This is a genomic window from Hymenobacter mellowenesis, from assembly GCF_030581005.1.
Lineage (GTDB): Bacteria > Bacteroidota > Bacteroidia > Cytophagales > Hymenobacteraceae > Hymenobacter > Hymenobacter mellowenesis.
Window position 1 is genome coordinate 206,219 of the sequence record NZ_JAUQSX010000013.1, and the last position, 16,539, is coordinate 222,757.

Here is a 16,539-nt window from a genome sequence, read left to right on the forward strand (position 1 = left end):
AAAGGCCGGGCCGACTGCCGGGAGAAGCCGGCCCGGGCGTTGAGAGGGAGTTATTGGATGACGACGCGCTTGGCCAGCGTGGCGGTGCCCACCCGCAGGCGCAGGGTATAAACGCCGGCGGCCAGGCCGCTGGTCCCGAAGCTGAGGCGCGTGCCCTGGGCCGTGGCAGCGCCCAACTGGGTGCGTACGGTCTGGCCCAGGGCGTTGAGCAAGGTGCCCTGCACCTGCGTAGCGCCGGCCACGGCGGGCACGAGCACGCTGAACCGGTCGTGGGCCGGGTTGGGGTAGAGCGTCACCTCGGCGGCGGTCAGGGCCGAGGCCGTGGCCAGGGGCGAGGAAGCGGCAAAGCGCAGCGTGAAGCGGCTCGTGAGCACCGCGTTGGCCTGGGCCGTGCTCACCGAGAAGCTGTAGCTGGGCTGGGTACGCAGGTTCACGGTCTGGCCGGTGGCGGCGTCGGTGAGCAGGGCGTCGAGGCCGGCGGGCAGGTTGTTGAGCTGCGCGGCGGCGAAGGAATAGGTGCCGGCGGCGGGCACACCCACGTTCAGGGACAGCACGGTGGCGGCCGTGAAGGCGGCGCGGCCGTCGATGGCCAGGCGCTCGCCGGTGGTGGCGGCGCTGCTCAGGTTCAGGCCCGTGGAGTTGGCCAGCTTCACGGCGTCAAACGCAATGTCGTAAGCGGGCGTGGCGCCGGTTTCGGCGTAAGCGAAGAAGTCGTCGGCCGCGCCAGTGGCGCCGCGCAGGGCCAGCTGCACCAGGGACCGGGCATCGGCAGTGGTGCGGTACACGGGCGCCTGGGTGGCAAAGGTTGTCAGGCGCTGGTTGTTGCGGAACGTGAACGAGCCGGCGGTCTGGCCGTCGCTCACCCGCACAAAGAAGCTCTGGCCGCTGCCAACGAGCGGGCTGCTGCCCACCCCGTTCACAAAGGCGCGGTACGCCCCGGTGTAGGGCCCGCTGCTCTCGATGACGTACACGCTGGCATCGAGGTTGGCGCGGTCGGCGGCATCCACCAAGCGGAAGTCGATGGGAGCCGGATAGGGGTTGCCCAGCAGCTGCCAGCCGGCTTCGGTGGCGCCGGGGGTGGCGGCGGCGTTGCGGTCGAGGGCCAGCGTGTAAGGGCCGGTGTTGGGCTGGCCGGTGAAGTCAACGAGCTGCGCAGCCCCGATTTGCACCACGTAGCCCCGGCCCACTTCCAGCGGCGTGCTCAGGGCGGCGGGCACAAAAAAGCCCTTGTCGAACGCCGAGTAGTTGCTGGTCACCGTGGCAATGCGGGCCTGGTCGTAGCCGTACACGGTGGGGAAGGGCGTCACCAGGCCCGGCGTGGCCGAGGTGTTGTACACGCTGCCCTGGCTGATTTCGGGCGTGAAGCCGGCGGTGGCCAGGTCGGCCACGGTACTGCCGCTCACCGGCGCCGAGTAGTGGCGGTAGCCCAGCCCAGGGTTTTTGCTGGGGTTGAGGTAGCGTTGCACGGTGGCCGTGCTGCCACTTACCACGCCCGTGCCGCTGTTCACCACCAGGGCCGTGCCGCCGGGCCCCGAGGGCAGCGTCAGGGCCTGGCCGTTGAGGGCGAAGTTGCCGGCTCCGCTCAAGGCGAGCACCTGCGCCACCGTCAGCGGCGCCGACAGCGTGACCGTGCCGGCCCCCGCCACTGTGAGGTTGCGCACCGCGGCGGGCAGCCCCGTGCCCGTCACCTGGGCGGCCGAGCCGTTGAAGCGGTAGCTGGCATCGGCCGCAAACGAGCGGGTGCCCGTGCCCTGAATGGCGCCGCTAGCGCCTGTAGCCGCCAGGCCGCCCGCGTTGCAAATGCCCAGCGTGGCCCCTGCCGCCGCCACAAAGCTCCCGTTGCTGGTAAGCACAAAGCAGTTATCGTTGAAGGTGCCGCCGTTCTCCACCGTCACCGCGCCGATGGTGGTCACGTTGTTGCCCAACTGCGCCGTGGCCCCGTTCCGGACGGTGATGTTGTTGTAGGTGCCCGGCTGAATGGTTTGGGTGCCCGTAATAATCAGGTCCTGCACGTAGTTGAAAAATATGCTGAAGTTCGTGGGCGAAGTCCCGACTGCAGTCACCACCTCTACCGGGCCACTACGCACAAAATTGGGGGCCACAATGCCCGTAATCTGAGTGCCGGCGGCATTCACTGTAAAGCCCGACGTCACGTCGCCGCCCCCCGGCACGGCCGGCGTGGTGGTAAACCGCACCACCGTGGCATTGGAAAGGCCCGTGCCCGTGAGCGTGACCACCGTGCCCACCCCGCCGGTGCTGGGCGAAATGCCCGTGAGCACCGGCGTGCCCTGGTTCAGCAGCACCGAAACCGAGTTGGCGCCGCTGTTCACGGTCGCGACGTCGAACTTGCCGTCGGCGTTCAGGTCGGCAATGGCAATGCCCCGGGGGTTGAGCCCGGTCGGAAACAGGGCGCTGGCCGCGTAGCCGGTGCTCGTGCTCAGCAGCTCCGACACCCAGTTTGTGCCGTTCCCGTAGCCCGCCGTCACGATGTCGAGTTTGCCATCGCCGTTCAGGTCCTTCAGCGCCAGGCAGTCGTTGTAAATCGCCGTGGTATAATCCGTTTTGGCACCCAGCCTACCCCCGGCCTGGCCCAGCAGCACCGATACCGAAGTGGCCAGGGAATTGGCCACCACCACATCGGGGCGGCCGTCGTTGTTCACGTCGCCCACGGCCACGGCCTTGGGAGAGGTTCCCGCCGTGTAGTCGATTTTGGGGCCGAAGCCCCCCGCCGCCAGCCCCGGCAGCACCGACACCGCGCCGCTCTGGTGCGTGGTGATGATGTCCGGCCGGCCGTCGGCCGTCACATCGGCCACCGCAACATCGTTGATGTATGAGGCCGTGGTGGTATAGCCCACGCGGGTGCCAAACGTGCCCCCGACCAGCCCCGGCAACACCGAAACCGTGCCGTTGCTCGAATTGCCCGCCACGAGGTCGAGGCGGCCGTCCCCGGTCACATCGGCCACTTTCACCACGCTGGTGTTGACGTTGAGCGCGTAGTCGGTTTTGGGGCCAAAGCCGCCCCCTGCCAGCCCAAGCAGCACCGAAAGGGTGCTGTTGTTAGGGCCGCCGTCGTAGCCCGTCACCACGTCGAGGCGGCCATCGGTGTTCACATCGGCTAGTGCCATGAACTGGGAAAGGGCCGTGTAGTCGGTTTTGGGGCCAAACGTGCCCCCGGCCAGCCCCGGCAGCACCGAAAAGCTGTTGCCACTCGCGTTGGCCGTTACGATATCGGGCCGGCCATCACCGGTTACGTCGCCCAACGCGAAGGCGAACGGTTGAACGCCGGTGGTATAATCCACCTTGGGGCCCAGGTTTTGCCCGAAGGCCATAGGGGCCAGGCCGGCCAGCAGGCCCGCCAGCATCCCCATCCGCCGCCCGAAACCGGGTACCGGATGAAGCAAGATGGTGCGAGAGAATTGTTTCATGAAACTACAGAAAAGACGAATGAAAACTCCCGGGCACCATGCCCGAACAGTGCCACAAAGCACGGCGCCCCACCAATGCCGCGGTATGACATGAACATGTTGTTTTTGCTCTCCGCGCAATTCGGCTCCCCGCTGGTCTTTTCCACCTCCGCTAGTCGCAAAAGCGACTCCATGTCTCAGAAACGCAGAAAAGGAGCCCCGCCGCATTGGCAGAAGCTCCGTTTCAGGGTTCTTAACAAAAGCGCTGACCGCGCCTGGCCCACGCCCATGTGGCCGCCAGGCCGTAGTGCATGCGCTCACCGCGGTGAGGCATCTTGTGCAGCCGCGTGGCTGTGATGCGGGCGCCCGAACCGCCTGACTGTCGTCAGGACTTCTCCCGTTCAACAACACGACGGGCCTCTACTCCACTATCACGCGCCGGGCCAGCACTGCTTCGCCGGTTCGCAGCCGCAGTGAGTACACGCCCGGCGCCAGCCCGGCCGTCTCCACGGTGAAACGCGGGCCGTCCACGGCCGGGCGGCGCACCACCTGGCCCAGCGCATTCAGCAGTTCGGCCCGCGTGGCGGCGGTGCCGGCCGGCAGTGTCACGCTGAAGGCGTCGTGGGCGGGGTTGGGGGCTAGGGCGACGTCGGGCGCGGCCGTGGCGCGAGTGGCTGCCAAGGGCATACAGGTGCCGGTATTGAGCAGGACGGAGACGTCATACGAAAGCCAATTCGCAGTTACAATGTCCAGCCGGCCGTCTCCGTTCAGGTCGCTCAACGCAACATCCTGCGCATTGCGCCCACCCCCGCCAATGGGGTAGGTGCTGATGGTGGTGCTAAAACCACCTACCTGCCCCGTTAGCACGCCGACCAGCGGCCCGTTTGTCAGAATCAGGTCGGGTAAGCCGTCGCCCGTTACATCGCCCAGTGCCCTAATCAGGCCACTGAAAGTGCCCAGGGAATAAGCGGAAAACGAGGCAAATCCCCCCGGTTGCCCCAACAGTACCGTGTAGGCCCCCGTTGTTGTGCTGGAGAAGTCGGTGGTCACAATATCTTGCCGGCCATCGCCATTGACGTCACCTATAATAAAGGTGCCGGATGTTCCTGTGCCATTGGAGTAGGTAACAGCGGGTGCAAGCCCGCTCGCCTGGCCATATAGCACGGCTATCTGGCCACTTTTTGCGCTAACCGCGTCCAGCCAACCGTCTCCATTCACGTCCCGGACGACCCCGGCTTGACTTACAGCACTGGAATTGTAAATTACAACCGGCGCAAACCCTCCGGTGGCCAGGCCCAAAAGAACTTTTACTCCAAGACCGTCAAACATGACAATGTCAGGGCGGCCATCCCTGTTCATATCGCCCACTGCTACCCCCAGCCCCGCACCCACCCCACCTGCCGGGTAACGGCTAATCACTGGGAACCCGCCACCGGCCTGCCCGTAGAGCACGGGTACTGCTGCCCCAAAAAAGCTCGAAACAAAGTCGAGCCGGCCGTCGCCGTTGAAGTCGCTCAGTATCGGGGTGTAGAACCCGTCGCTGGCATAGGAAGCGGCTGGCGCAAAGCCATTGGCCTGGCCATACAGCAACGTGACCCGGGCACTCGAATAGCTGGCCGTGACAATGTCCGGCCGCCCGTCGCCATTCACGTCACCCACTGTCACCCCTACGGGGGCACTCCTTTCGCCGGGGGTGCTTTCGGTCGAATAAACGCTCGCCGGCCCAAAGCTCTGCCCCCACGCGGCCGGCCCGGCCACGCCCAAGGCCAGCAGCAACGCGCCACGCCGGGCAGATTTCAGGAAAGGAATAGAAGTAGAAACGTGTTGCATAACCAGCAGAAGGCGCGCTCACGCCAGTAGTAGCCGGGCCGCCCCAAGATACGGGTGCTGCCCAGGTTTTGGCGGCCAATGTGCTGCGCCGTATTGCCAGATGCCATCGGCTGCTGCAACAATGCACTCCACCAAAAAGCCCCCGCTGCCACAGGGGCAACGGGGGCTTCTCAGCCGGTGCGGGCAACTGCTACCGGGCCAGTTTTCGGCGCTGGCGGAGCTTTTTCAGGCCCAGGGCCACGCCGGAGGCGAGGAGCAGGGAAGCGCCGCCGTCGAGGGGGGTGGCAGTGGGGTCGGGGGCGGTGGGAGTGCCGGGGCCGGGGCCACCCGAGCCGGGCTGGGCCTGGGCCACGGCGCCGGCCACGAGCAGAAGGGCGGCGGCGAGGAAGAGACGTTTGAACATAACGAGGAAGAATAGAAGATGAGAGAAAAACCGCCCGGCTAGGCCGGGCGGCTTTGATGCGACAGCGGGTTTATTCCACGACCAGCTTCTTGACAATGATGCCGGCACTGGTTTTCAGGTGCAGCGTGTACACACCGGCGGCCAGCTCGGCCAGGTCCAGGCGGTGCGCCGCGGCGCCCTGGGCGGGCAGCAGCTGCGTGCGCACCGAACGGCCCAGCGCATCAACCAGCGTGGCCGATACAGCCGTGCGGCCCAGGGCAGCGGGCAGTTCCACAAAGGCCGCGGCCGTAGCCGGGTTGGGGTAGAGGCCTACCTGCGCCGCCAGTGCGGCCGGGGCCGTGGCCAGCGGGGCCTGGGGCGAGAACACCAGCTCGAAACGGCCGGTGATGAGCGCCGAAGCGTTGCTCACCGTGAACGAGTAGCTGGACTGGGCGCGCAGGTCTACCACAGCGCCGCTTTGCAGGTCGCGCAGGTACACGGGCGTGTTGCCCAGGTTCAGCAGTTGGGCGGCCGTCAGGGTGTAGCTGCCCACGGCGGGCACGCCCACGGCCAGCGGCACCACGCGCTGGGCGGTGCCCAGCGGGGCGCGGCCGTCGATGGACAGGCGCTGGGTGGCCGACAAGCTCGTGCTCAGGTTCAGCCCGCTGGGGTTGGCCAGCTTCTCGGCGTCGTATTGAGCGTCGAAGCTATCGGTGGCGCCTTGCTCGAAGTACACGAAAGCCGCGTCGGTGAGGGTGCTGCCCGTGCCGTGCAGATTCATCTCCACCAGAGGCCGGGTTTCGGTGGTGCGCTGGTAGGTCGGGCTGGTATAGCTGGTCGGGCGCTGGCTGTTGCGGAAGGTCACCGCCCCGGCCGTCTGCCCGTCGGCCACCCGCACGAAGAAGCCCTGGCCCTGGGCCAGCACCGGGCTGGTGGTGCCGATGCCCGCGTCCGCGCTGTAGAAGCCGTAGACGCCGGTGTAGGGGTTGGCCGGGTCGGTGCTCTTGTACACGTACACCGTGCCGCCCACGTTGGGACGGTCGGCCGGGCTCACCTGCGACCAGTCCAGGGGCGAGGGGTAGGGGTTACCCACCAGGGCGTAGCCCGCGTCGGGGGCCGTGGCGCCGGCGTTGCGGGCCAGATTCTGCGTCACGTTGCCGTTGTTGAGCGGGCCGGTGAAGTTCCAGGTCTGGCCGCCGCCGATGAGCACGGTGTAGCCCTGGCCCACAGCCAGCGGGTCGCTGGTCGCGTTGGGCGAGTACCAGCCCTTGTCGAAGGCGTTCACGTTGTTGTTCGTGGTGGCCAAACGGCTTTGGTCGTAGCCGTACACGGTGGGGAAAGGCACGGTCAGCAGCGGCGTGGGCGAGGTGTTGTAGGCCGGGTTCACCACCGGCGTGAAGCCGCTGGTGGCCAGGCTGCCCACCGTGGCGTTGCTGATGGCGGCCGACACGTGGCGGTAGCCCCGGTTGGGGTTCAGGCTGGGGTCGATGTAGCGCTGCACCGTCACGTTGCCGCTCACCACGGCACTGCCGTTATTCACCACCATCGCCGTACCCGCCGCATCCGAAATCAGGGTGAAGGGGTTGCCGTTGGCGGCGAAGGTGCCGTTGAGCGTGAGCACGCGCCGCACCGAGGTGACGTTCGGGTTGTTCAACTGCGCGCCGTTGGCCCCCACGGTCAGGTTCCAGAAACGGTTCACGCCGCCGCCGTTGAGCAGGGCCGGGGCGCTGCCGCCCAGCGCGAGCGTGCCGCCGTTGCTGCCCGAGAAGCCGTTGAACGTGCCGTTATTGGCCAGGTTGGCCGCGAGGATGAGCGTGTTGGCGCTCATCGTCAGCGAGGCCCCGGCGGCGATGCTCAGGTTGCGGGCGTTGGCCGGCGAGGCGTTGGCCACGATGATTGGGAAGCGGTTGCCGCTGGGCGAGGTCGGGATGGTGGCATCGATAGTAGCGTCGGGCACCTGGTTGGACGTCCAGTTGCTGGCCGTGAACCAGTCGGTACTCACGGCGCCGGTCCAGGTCACCGCCGTGGTACTGACAGTGAACACCGGTCCGTTGTAGCGTGTGAGGGTGGCCGAGGACACGCTCACCGGGCCGGTCGTCGCGCCCGTGGGAACGGTGATGGTAGCCGCCAGGTCGGAGGTGGGCGTAGTGAAGCCCGTCGTACTCGTGCCGTTGAAAGCGAAGCCCGTAGCGTCAAGCAGGTTGGTGCCCGTGATGCTCACGCTGGTGCCGACCACGCCGCTGGTGGGCGTGATGCCCGTGATGGTGGGGAAGCTACGCACCCAGTTGCTGGTGGTGCCCGTCAGGGCGAAGTTGGTGAGGGTGCCGGTGTTGCCGGTGCCGCTTAGGTCGGGCAGAGCGGTGAGGCCCGCGTTGTTGCCGCCGGCAATGCCCTGGTCAAAGTTGAAATACGCTACCAAATTGCTCGGCACCGCCGCGGCCGTGCTGAACATGTCGGCCTGCACCTGGGCCTGCGTCAGCACCGTGTTGTACACCCGCGTCTCGTCGAGGGTGCCGCGGTAATACTCGCCGTAGCCCGGCTGAGAGCCGATGGTCAGGGGGTTGGTGTTCGTGGCCACGGGGCCAGTCACCACGTTGCCGGTGGCCACTGGCGTCACCGCGGCGCCGTCGATGTACATGCGCACGGTGGTGCCGTCGTAGGTGGCGGCCACGTGGTGCCAGGTGCCCACGTAGGCAGCGTAGGGCACCGTGTACTGCGACCAGCCGCCCGCGCGGTGCAGCCAGATGCGCAGCGAGTTCCAAGTGTCGTCGGTGCGGGGGAAAATGTAACCAGTGTTCTGCGAGATAGAAGACTTACAGAGCACGTTCTGGGTGGCGTTGCCGCTGCCGACCGGCTTCAGCCACGTCTCAATGGTGAAGCTGGCGGTCAGGTCGTAAGCCGTCGACGTGGGCAGGTTGACGTAATCGTCGTTGCCGTCCAGAGCCAGGGCATTGTTGGCGGGGGTGCCCACCACGAAGGCCAGCCCGTTGCTGGTGCCGCCGGGGGTGGTCACCGTCACCAGGCCGCTGGTGGCGCCGGCGGGCACGGTGGCCGTGAGGGTGGTGCCGGTGCCGGTGCTGAAGACCGTGGCGGCCGTGCCGTTGAAGCTAACCCCCGTGGCGCCGGTCAGGTTGGTGCCCGTGAGCGTCACGCTCGTGCCGGCCGGCCCGCTGGTGGGGCTGAGGCGGGTGAGGGTGGGGGCGAAGGCCACGGTAAAGGTGTTCGTGTTGCTGTTGGCGCTCACCGTCTGGCCGGTGGCCAGGGCGGTGGCATACACCGCGTACGTGCCGGCCGGCAGGGCCGTGGGCTGCGCCAGGCTGAAGTTGCCGGTACCGGTGGTGCCGCTGGCCGTGGTGGTGCCAATGCTGGTGCCATTCACATACACTGTGACGGTGCTGCCGGCCGGGGCCGTACCCGCGTAGGTGGGCAGGCCGCTGGCCAGGGTGCTGTTGTTGGCTGGGCTCGTCAGCACCGGGGCCGTGGTGGGCACGTTGTAGAAGATGGTGTAGGACGCCGCCGGGCTGGCGTTGCCGGCCGCATCGGTGGACGTGTTGGGGTTCACAGTCAGCCGGACTGAGCCGGGGCCGCCAGGCGTAACGCTGACCGCGAAGGTGTTGGCACTGGTGCGGGTCAAGCTGCCGCCGCCGAAATTCGTAACGCTGACCGTTGGGGACGACACATCCTCCGAAAACGTGAGGACGTAGGTCAGCGGCGAGGTCGTGGTGTAGCCGCCGTCAGGTGCCACCGGGCTGGTGATGGTCACCGTCGGCGCCGTTTTGTCAATTGTGTACACCTGCCCCACGAAGGGCAACGCGTTCGAGAGGCCGGGGGTCAGGCCGGCGGCGGTGGTCAGGTTCAGGCCCAGCGTGCCGTCGCCGGTGCCGGTGCTCACGGCCACAGTGTAGGTGGTGCCCGAGCCGGTCACGCCCGTAATGCTGGCCCCGGCCACGCTGCCGGTGGCCACCAGGCCGAAATTGCTCGCCGAGAGCCCCGTCACGGAGGCGGCAAAGGTTACGGTGTAGCTCACGCTGGCGGCGTTGGTGGGGTTGCTGCCCGCCCGGTTGATGGAGACAACGCTGGTCGGCGCGGCCGGGGTCGTGAAGCTGAGCGGGCTGCCGTAGCTGGTGCCCGCGTTGTTGGTGGCGTAGGCCCGCACGTAATACGTGGTGTTGGCCGCCAGGCCCGAGATAGTTTTCGAAAAGTTGCCCGTGCCCGTGCCGTTGATATCCTGGGTCACCCCGGCCGCGCCGATGGTGGGGTTATTATTGGTGCTGCTGTACACCACGCCGCGCTCAGTCACGATGGCGTTGCCGTCGGCCGTCACGCTGCCGCCCAGCACGGCGCCGGTGGCCGTGATGCTGCCGGGCGTGTCCGTGCTCACGGTGGGCACCACGCTTACCGCAAAGGCCAGCCCGTTGCTGGTGCCGCCAGGCGTGGTCACGGTCACGTTGCCAGAGGTGGCGCCGGTGGGCACATTCACCGTAACGCTGGTGGGGCTGTTCACCACGAAGCCGGGGGCGTTGGTGCCGTTAAAGCTCACGCCCGTGGTGCTGCCCAGGTTGGTGCCCGTGAGGGTGACGCTGGTGCCCACCGGCCCGCTGGTAGGGTTAAGGCTGGTGAGGGTGGGGGCGGCAAATGCCGTGGTGTTCAACAACACGCCGAGCGTGTTGTTGTTGCGGTTGGCCGTGAGGATGTCAAGTTTGCCGTCGGAGTTCACATCGGACACGGTCACGCCCTGCGGGCCATTGTTGCCTGCAAACGTGGTTATCGGCCCGAAGCCGCTGGCCTGCCCCAGCAATACGCCAATCAGGCTGCCTTGAAAATTACCCGCCACCAGGTCGGGGCGGCCGTCACCGTTCAGGTCGCCGATGCTCACCGCATACACGCTGGCAATGCCCGTAGTGGGATAGTTAGCACTGGCGGCCAGCGTGCCGCCGGCCTGCCCCAGCAACACCGATACCGACGTATTTTGATTGCCCACCACAACGTCTAGGCGGCCATCCAGGTTTACATCGCCCAGCCGCACGGCCACCGATGAGCTATTGCTGCCGGTGGAGTAGCTGGTGAAGGTTCCGAACGTGCCGCCGGCCACGCCGGGCACCACATTCACGGAATTCGTGGCATAGCTGGGCGCCACGATGTCGAGTATCCCATCGCCCGTCACATCGCCCACGGCCACATCGAAGTTCTGGCCGCTCGTGGCGTAGAGCACCGGGGCCGCAAAGCCCCCGCCGGCTTGCCCCAGCAGCACCGACACGCTGTTTGATGCCGAGTTGCCCGTCACGATGTCCAGCCGGCCGTCGTTATTCACGTCGGCCAGGGCAGCATTGCGCGGCTCGGTGTTGTTGCCGGTGGTATAGCTCGTATAGGCGCCAAATGTGCCCCCGGCCTGCCCCAGCAGCACACTCACGGTGTTGTTGCCGTTGTTGGCCGTCACGATGTCGAGCCGCCCGTCGGCGTTCACGTCGCCCAGGGTCAGCCCCTGCACCTGCACGCCGTTGGGGGCCACGGTGTAGAGCGCGGCCGTCCCAAAAATACCGTTGCCGCTATTCAGGAAAACGCTGACGTTGTTAGAAATTATGTTGGCCGTCACGGCGTCCGGGCGGCCGTCGCCGTTCAGGTCGCCCGCCACCACCCGCAGGCTAATGCTGCCCAACGTGGGGTAAGTTACCGCGGCGGCAAACGTGGCGGGCGTCTGGGCCTGGGCCGCGCCGGCCGTGGCCAGCAGCGCTAGCGCCACCAGGGGGCGGGCCAGCCGCGCGGGCAGGCCCTTCAGAGAGGAGAAGTTTATCATGCGGAATAAAAAAGATGTAGTTAGACCGATGCCGCGCACCCGCGCAGCACAGTAAAAGTCTGCCGCAAACTCCGCATATTCCATAACATAACCATGTTTATTCTTCATTACGCCGGGCGAGGCCGTTTGCCGGTTGGGCGCAGGTGCCCTGGCTGTCAGGCTGGTTGGTGTGCCAGGTACAGCAGGGTGCCTTTCCGCACCGGCAAAGGACACCCTACCGTTGTTAGGGCATCCTTCTGCATCGGCGAAACGCACCCTAGCAAGGGTAGGGTATTCTTCTGTTTCGGCGAAAGGCATCTACCCCGGGTAGCCGGCCCGGCGGCCCTATGGTAGCTAAGTGGCTGACTGTCTACATGGGGGTGGTGGGTATATCGATAAATAATGGTGTCGTTACGGGGCGTTCGGGCTTGCACCACCGCCAGGACCTAACCCTGCGCCTGAGCGATGCTGTGAAGCTCGTAGCGGCTCAGTTCTCGCGCGACGAGGCCCGCACCACCGCCTACTTCCGCGTGGGCCTGCTGCAAGCCCCGGCGGCGGCCAAAGCCACGGTGAAGCCCCCCGCCTAGCCGCCCGGTGCCGCCTTACGTGCAAGCAAAAGCCCTTGCCGGATGTCGGGCAGGGGCTTTTGCTGCGCTCAATTGGCGGGCCGCGGCTATTGCACCACCACCCGCTTGGTGAGGGTGCCCGCGCCCGTGCTCAGGCGCACCGTGTAGATGCCCGGCCAGCCCGGCGGTTTCGACCCGGAAGCGGGCTGCGCCAGTGGCGGGGCGGCGCACCACCTGGCCCAGCGCATTCAGCAACTCGGCCTGACTGGCGGCGGTGCCGGCCGGCAGCGTCAAAGGCGTTGTGGGCGGGGTTGGGGGCCAGAGTGATGTCGGCGGGCGCGGCCGTGGAGCGGGCGGCGGCCAGGGTGGTGAAGGTGCCCGTATTCAGGAAATGCCCGCTGTGCCACTGCCGCCGCCGGTGGTGGTGGTCGTCACAATGTCCGGTCGCCGGTCGCCGGTCACATCGCCCAGGGCCACGCTACAAACGCCAAAAGACCCCTGCCAATAGCTGGCAGGGGTCTCATTATTGAGGCAATGGGCATGGCTATCGAGCCAGCTTTCGGCGGTTGCGGAGTTTTTTAAGTCCAAGGGCGATGCCGGAGGCGAGGAGCAGGGAAGCGCCGCCGTCGAGGGGGGTGGCGGTGGGGTCGGGGGCGGCGGGGTTGCCGGGGGCGGGGCCGCCGGAAGCGGGCTGGGCCCGGGCCGAGAAGAGGGCCAGCGCGCAGGCGGCCGTGAGGAACAGGGATTTCATGGCAAGGAAAAAAAGGCCGGGCCGGCCGCTGAGCAAAGCGCCGGCCCGGCCGGTGGAAGGAAGTTATTGAATGACCACGCGCTTGGCCAGCGTGGCGCCGCCCACCCGCAGGCGCAGGGTATAGACGCCGGGGGCCAGTCCGCTCGTCTCGAAGCCCAGGCGGGCGCCGGTGGCCGTGGCGGCCGCCGACTTGGTGCCGACCACCTGGCCCAGGGCGTTGAGCAGGGTGGCCTGCACCTGCGTAGCGCCGGCCACGGCGGGCACGAGCACGCTGAACCGGTCGTGGGCCGGGTTGGGGTACACGCTCACTTGGGCGGCCGTCAGGGCCGGGGCCGTGGCCAGGGCCGTGCTGGCGGCAAACTGCAGCGTGAAGCGGCCCGTCAGCAACGCCTGGGCCTGGGCGGCCGTCACCACAAAACCGTAGCTGGGCTGGGTGCGCAGGTTCACCATCTGGCCGGTGGCGGCGTCGGCGAGCAGGGCGTCGAGGCCGGCGGGCAGGTTGGCCAGGGCGGCGGCGGTGAAGGTGTAGGTGCCGGCGGCGGGCACGCCCACGCTCAGCGGCAGCACAGTGGCGGCCGTGAAAGCCGGGCGGCCGTCGATAGCCAGGTCATCGGGGGCGCCGGCGCTGCTCAGATTCAGCCCCGAGGAGTTGGGCAGCTTCACAGCATCGAAGTGCCGGTCGAAGCCGGCGCTGGCGCCGGTCTGGGCGTAGGCGGTCCAGACATCGGCCAGGCCGGCGCCGGCCAGGTCGAGCTGCACGCGGGGGCGCGGGTCGGGGGTGCTGCGCTGGAAGGCGGCGCCCTGGGCCGTGGCGTAATCCGTCACGCGCTGGGCGTTGCGGAAGTGGAAGCTGCCGTTGGTCTGCCCTGCGCTCACACGGGCAAAGAAGCCCTGCGCCACCGGCACCAGCGGGTTGCCGATGTTGTTGATGTAGCTGCGGTACTGGCCCACGTAGGGGCCGGTGCTCTGGAACACGTAGAAGGATTGGTCCAGGCCCGGAATGTCCGTGATGTCGGGGTTGCCTTCGAGGGCGCTCAGGTCGAGCGGGGCGGGGTAGGGGTTGCCCAGCAGCGCCCAGCCGGCGTCGGCGGCGGTGGCACCGGCGTTGCGGGTCAGGTTCACCGTCAGGTTGCCGCCGTTGAGGGTGCCCACGAAGTCAACGAGCTGGCTCGCGTCGAGGTTGACGGAGTAGCCCCGGCCGGGCACGAGCGGCGCGGTGGCGGCGGCCGGCACCACCCAGCCCTTGTCGAAGGCCGGGGTGTTGTTTGCGGTGGAGGCCAGGCGGCTCTGGTCGTAGGCGTATACGGTGGGGAAGGGCGTCACTAGGCTCGGGGTGGGCGAGGTGTTGTAGGCGGTGTTCAGCCCGGGTGTGAAGCCGCTGGTGGTCAGGTCGGCCACGGTGGTGTTGGCCACGGGCGAGCTGTAGTGGCGGTAGCCCCGGCCGGGGTTGAGGGCGGGGTCGATGTAGCGTTGCACGGTCACGGTGCCGCTCACCACGCCGGTGCTGGTGCCGTCGTTCGCCACCAGGGCCGTGCCGGCGGCCGAGGAGAGCAGCGTCAGCATCTGGCCGTTGGTGATGAGGTTGCCGTTGTCGTAGAAAGTAAGCTTCTGGGCCACGCTCAGGGGCTGGCTCAGGGTCAGGGCGGCTGTGCTGTACAGGCCGATGCTGCGCACGCGGGCGGGCAGGCCCGAGCCGGTCACGCTGGCCACGCTGGCATAATACATGTAGCGCGCATCGGTGCTGAAGGTGCGCGTACCCGTCACCCGCACCGCGCCCGTAGCCCCGCTGGCGCTGATGCCGGCCGGGCTGGAGATGTAGAGTTCGGCGCCGGCTCCCAGCGTGAAGGTGCCGGCCCCGGTCAGCAGGAAGCCATTATCGTCGAAGTTGCTGCCATCGCCCTGTACCAGCACGAAACTGTTCACCACCACGTTGCCGGAGAGTTCGCCAGCCCCGCCGTTGCGCACGGTGATGGAGTTGTAGGTGCCCGGCGCAATGGCCTGGAAGGTGTTGTCAATCACCAGGTCAGGAAACGTTACGGCAAAGGCCACGCCGTTGCTGGTGCCGCCGGGCGTGGTCACCGTCACATTGCCGCTGGTAGCGCCGGCGGGCACGGTGGCCGTCACGGTGGTGGCGTTCACCACGGCAAAGGTGATGGCGGCCGTGCCGTTGAAGCGCACGCCCGTGGCCCCGGTCAGGTTGGTGCCCGTCAGGGTGACGCTCGTGCCTACCGACCCACTCGTGGGGCTCAGGCTGGTGAGGGTGGGCAGCGCGCTCACGGTTGTAAAGGTTTCCACCCCTCCATAGCGGGTACCCAGGCTGTTGGTGCCGTACGCCTGCACGTAATACAGGGTGCCGGGCTGCAAGCCCGTCACGTTCTGGCTAAACGTGCCCGTGCCGGTAGTCCCCGTCACGATGAGGACGTTGGTGCCGCCGGTGCTGGGGGTGGGGTTGGTGGCGCTATACACCACGCCCCGCGAGGTAACAAAGTCCCCGTTGGTGCTCACGATGGTGCCGCCCAACGTGGCACTGGTCGTAGCAACGGCGGCCGGCGTGGCCGTGGTCACGGTCGGCGCCGCTATGGTCCGGAACTGCTGCACCGTGCCGTAGCTCGTGCCGGCGCCGTTGGTGGCATAGGCCCGCACATAGTACATGGCCGACGGCGTGAGGCCCAGGATGGTTTGGCTGAAGGTGCCCGTGCCCGTGCCGTTCTGCGCCTTCGTGTCGGCGGTGGTAGGCGCCGTGTTGGTGGTGCTGTACACCACGCCCCGGTCCGTTACGGTCGCCCCGCCGTCGGCGGTCACGCTGCCGCCCAGCGTGGCACTGGTCGTGGTGACGTTGGCGGGCACCGCCGTGGCCACGGTGGCCAGGCTGGCGACGGCAAAGGCCAGTCCGTTGCTGGTGCCGCCGCCGGTGGTCACCGTCACGTTGCCAGAGGTGGCGCCGGCGGGCACGGTGGCCGTCACGGTGGTGGCGTTCACCACGGCGAAGGTGGTGGCGGCCGTGCCGTTGAAGCGCACGGCGGTGGCCCCCGTCAGGTTGGTGCCCGTCAGGGTGATGCTCGTGCCCACCGACCCACTCGTGGGGTTCAGGCTGGTGAGGGTGGGGGCGAAGACAGTGGTGTTGAGTAGCACGCTCACACTGCTGCCGTTGGAATTGGGCGTGAGCAGGTCGAGCTTGCCGTCGCCGTTCACGTCAGCTGTGGCCACGCTATAGGGCATGAGGCCGGTAGCGAAGGTGACCGGGGCAGCAAAGCTGGCCGTGGCCGCGCCCGTCGCCGTGGTGTTGACCACCACACTCACGTTGTCGCTGCCGTTATTGGCCACGAGCAAGTCAGGCTTGCCGTCGCTATTCACGTCGGCCGCCGCCACGCCTATGGGGAAGCTGCCGGTGGCGAAAGTGACCAGGGCAGCAAAGCTGGGTGCGGCCGCGCCCGTTGCCGTGGTGTTGAGCAGCACACTGCCAGGCGTGAGCAGGTCGGGCTTGCCGTCGCCGTTCACGTCGGCCGTGGCGATACTAAAACTGCTGTTGCTGATAGTGAAACTGGCCGGGGCGGCAAAGCTGGGCGTGGCTGCGCCCGTCGCTGTAGTGTTGAGTACCACGCTCGCGGTATTATTGCTATTGGCCACCAGCAGGTCGGGTTTGCCGTCGCCGTTCACGTCGGCCGCCGTCACGCCAGAGCCGCCGCCGCCGAAGGCGACCTGGGCGGCAAAGCTGGGCGTGGCCGCGCCCGCCGCCGTGGTGTTAAGCCGCACGTAGCCAGGCGTGAGCAGGTCGGGCTTGCCGTCGCCGTTCACGTCGGCCGTGGCGATACTAAAACTGCTGTTGCTGATAG

At 67.5% G+C, this 16,539-nt stretch carries 8 protein-coding genes; 1 reads left to right on the forward strand and 7 read right to left on the reverse strand.

Going from position 1 to position 16,539, the window contains the following annotated elements; all coding sequences use genetic code 11:
• Positions 1-50 precede the first annotated feature (50 nt).
• The 4 genes from Q5H92_RS21670 to Q5H92_RS21685 form a co-directional block, all read right to left on the reverse strand.
• Positions 51-3,425 (reverse strand): beta strand repeat-containing protein, encoded by a 3,375-nt coding sequence (locus Q5H92_RS21670; RefSeq protein ID WP_305013650.1) that lies wholly within the window; start codon positions 3,423-3,425, stop codon positions 51-53.
• Between the two features lie 399 nt (positions 3,426-3,824).
• Positions 3,825-5,234 (reverse strand): T9SS type A sorting domain-containing protein, encoded by a 1,410-nt coding sequence (locus Q5H92_RS21675; RefSeq protein WP_305013651.1) that lies wholly within the window; start codon positions 5,232-5,234, stop codon positions 3,825-3,827.
• 190 nt (positions 5,235-5,424) lie between these two features.
• Positions 5,425-5,637 (reverse strand): PID-CTERM protein-sorting domain-containing protein, encoded by a 213-nt coding sequence (locus Q5H92_RS21680; protein ID WP_305013652.1) that lies wholly within the window; start codon positions 5,635-5,637, stop codon positions 5,425-5,427.
• A 70-nt stretch (positions 5,638-5,707) separates the two neighbouring features.
• Positions 5,708-11,410 carry a DUF8693 domain-containing protein gene (locus Q5H92_RS21685; RefSeq protein ID WP_305013653.1) on the reverse strand — a complete coding sequence of 1,901 codons (5,703 nt, stop codon included), beginning with the start codon at positions 11,408-11,410 and terminating at the stop codon, positions 5,708-5,710.
• 407 nt (positions 11,411-11,817) lie between these two features.
• Here Q5H92_RS21685 and Q5H92_RS21690 point away from each other — a divergent pair, with 407 nt between their 5' ends.
• Positions 11,818-11,976 carry a hypothetical protein gene (locus tag Q5H92_RS21690; RefSeq protein WP_305013654.1) on the forward strand — a complete coding sequence of 53 codons (159 nt, stop codon included), beginning with the start codon at positions 11,818-11,820 and terminating at the stop codon, positions 11,974-11,976.
• Between the two features lie 86 nt (positions 11,977-12,062).
• On the opposite strand, the gene Q5H92_RS21695 is transcribed toward Q5H92_RS21690, so the two are convergent.
• The 3 genes from Q5H92_RS21695 to Q5H92_RS21705 form a co-directional block, all read right to left on the reverse strand.
• Complete coding sequence (locus Q5H92_RS21695; protein ID WP_305013655.1) at positions 12,063-12,203, reverse strand: T9SS type A sorting domain-containing protein; 141 nt, start codon at positions 12,201-12,203, stop codon at positions 12,063-12,065.
• Between the two features lie 296 nt (positions 12,204-12,499).
• On the reverse strand, positions 12,500-12,706 hold the full coding sequence (locus tag Q5H92_RS21700; protein WP_305013656.1) for a PID-CTERM protein-sorting domain-containing protein: 207 nt from the start codon (positions 12,704-12,706) through the stop codon (positions 12,500-12,502).
• Positions 12,707-12,769: 63 nt separating this feature from the next.
• Positions 12,770-16,539: beta strand repeat-containing protein (locus tag Q5H92_RS21705; protein ID WP_305013657.1), on the reverse strand; the 3,770-nt coding region annotated here is incomplete at its 5' end.

Bases quoted from the DNA above. Each gene is read 5' to 3' on its own strand.
- Q5H92_RS21695 (WP_305013655.1), bottom strand. From the start codon at position 12,203: ATGCGCTGGGCCAGGTGGTGCGCCGCCCCGCCACTGGCGCAGCCCGCT.
- Q5H92_RS21700 (WP_305013656.1), bottom strand. From the start codon at position 12,706: ATGAAATCCCTGTTCCTCACGGCCGCCTGCGCGCTGGCCCTCTTCTCG.
- Q5H92_RS21685 (WP_305013653.1), bottom strand. From the start codon at position 11,410: ATGATAAACTTCTCCTCTCTGAAGGGCCTGCCCGCGCGGCTGGCCCGC.
- Q5H92_RS21680 (WP_305013652.1), bottom strand. From the start codon at position 5,637: ATGTTCAAACGTCTCTTCCTCGCCGCCGCCCTTCTGCTCGTGGCCGGC.
- Q5H92_RS21675 (WP_305013651.1), bottom strand. From the start codon at position 5,234: ATGCAACACGTTTCTACTTCTATTCCTTTCCTGAAATCTGCCCGGCGT.
- Q5H92_RS21670 (WP_305013650.1), bottom strand. From the start codon at position 3,425: ATGAAACAATTCTCTCGCACCATCTTGCTTCATCCGGTACCCGGTTTC.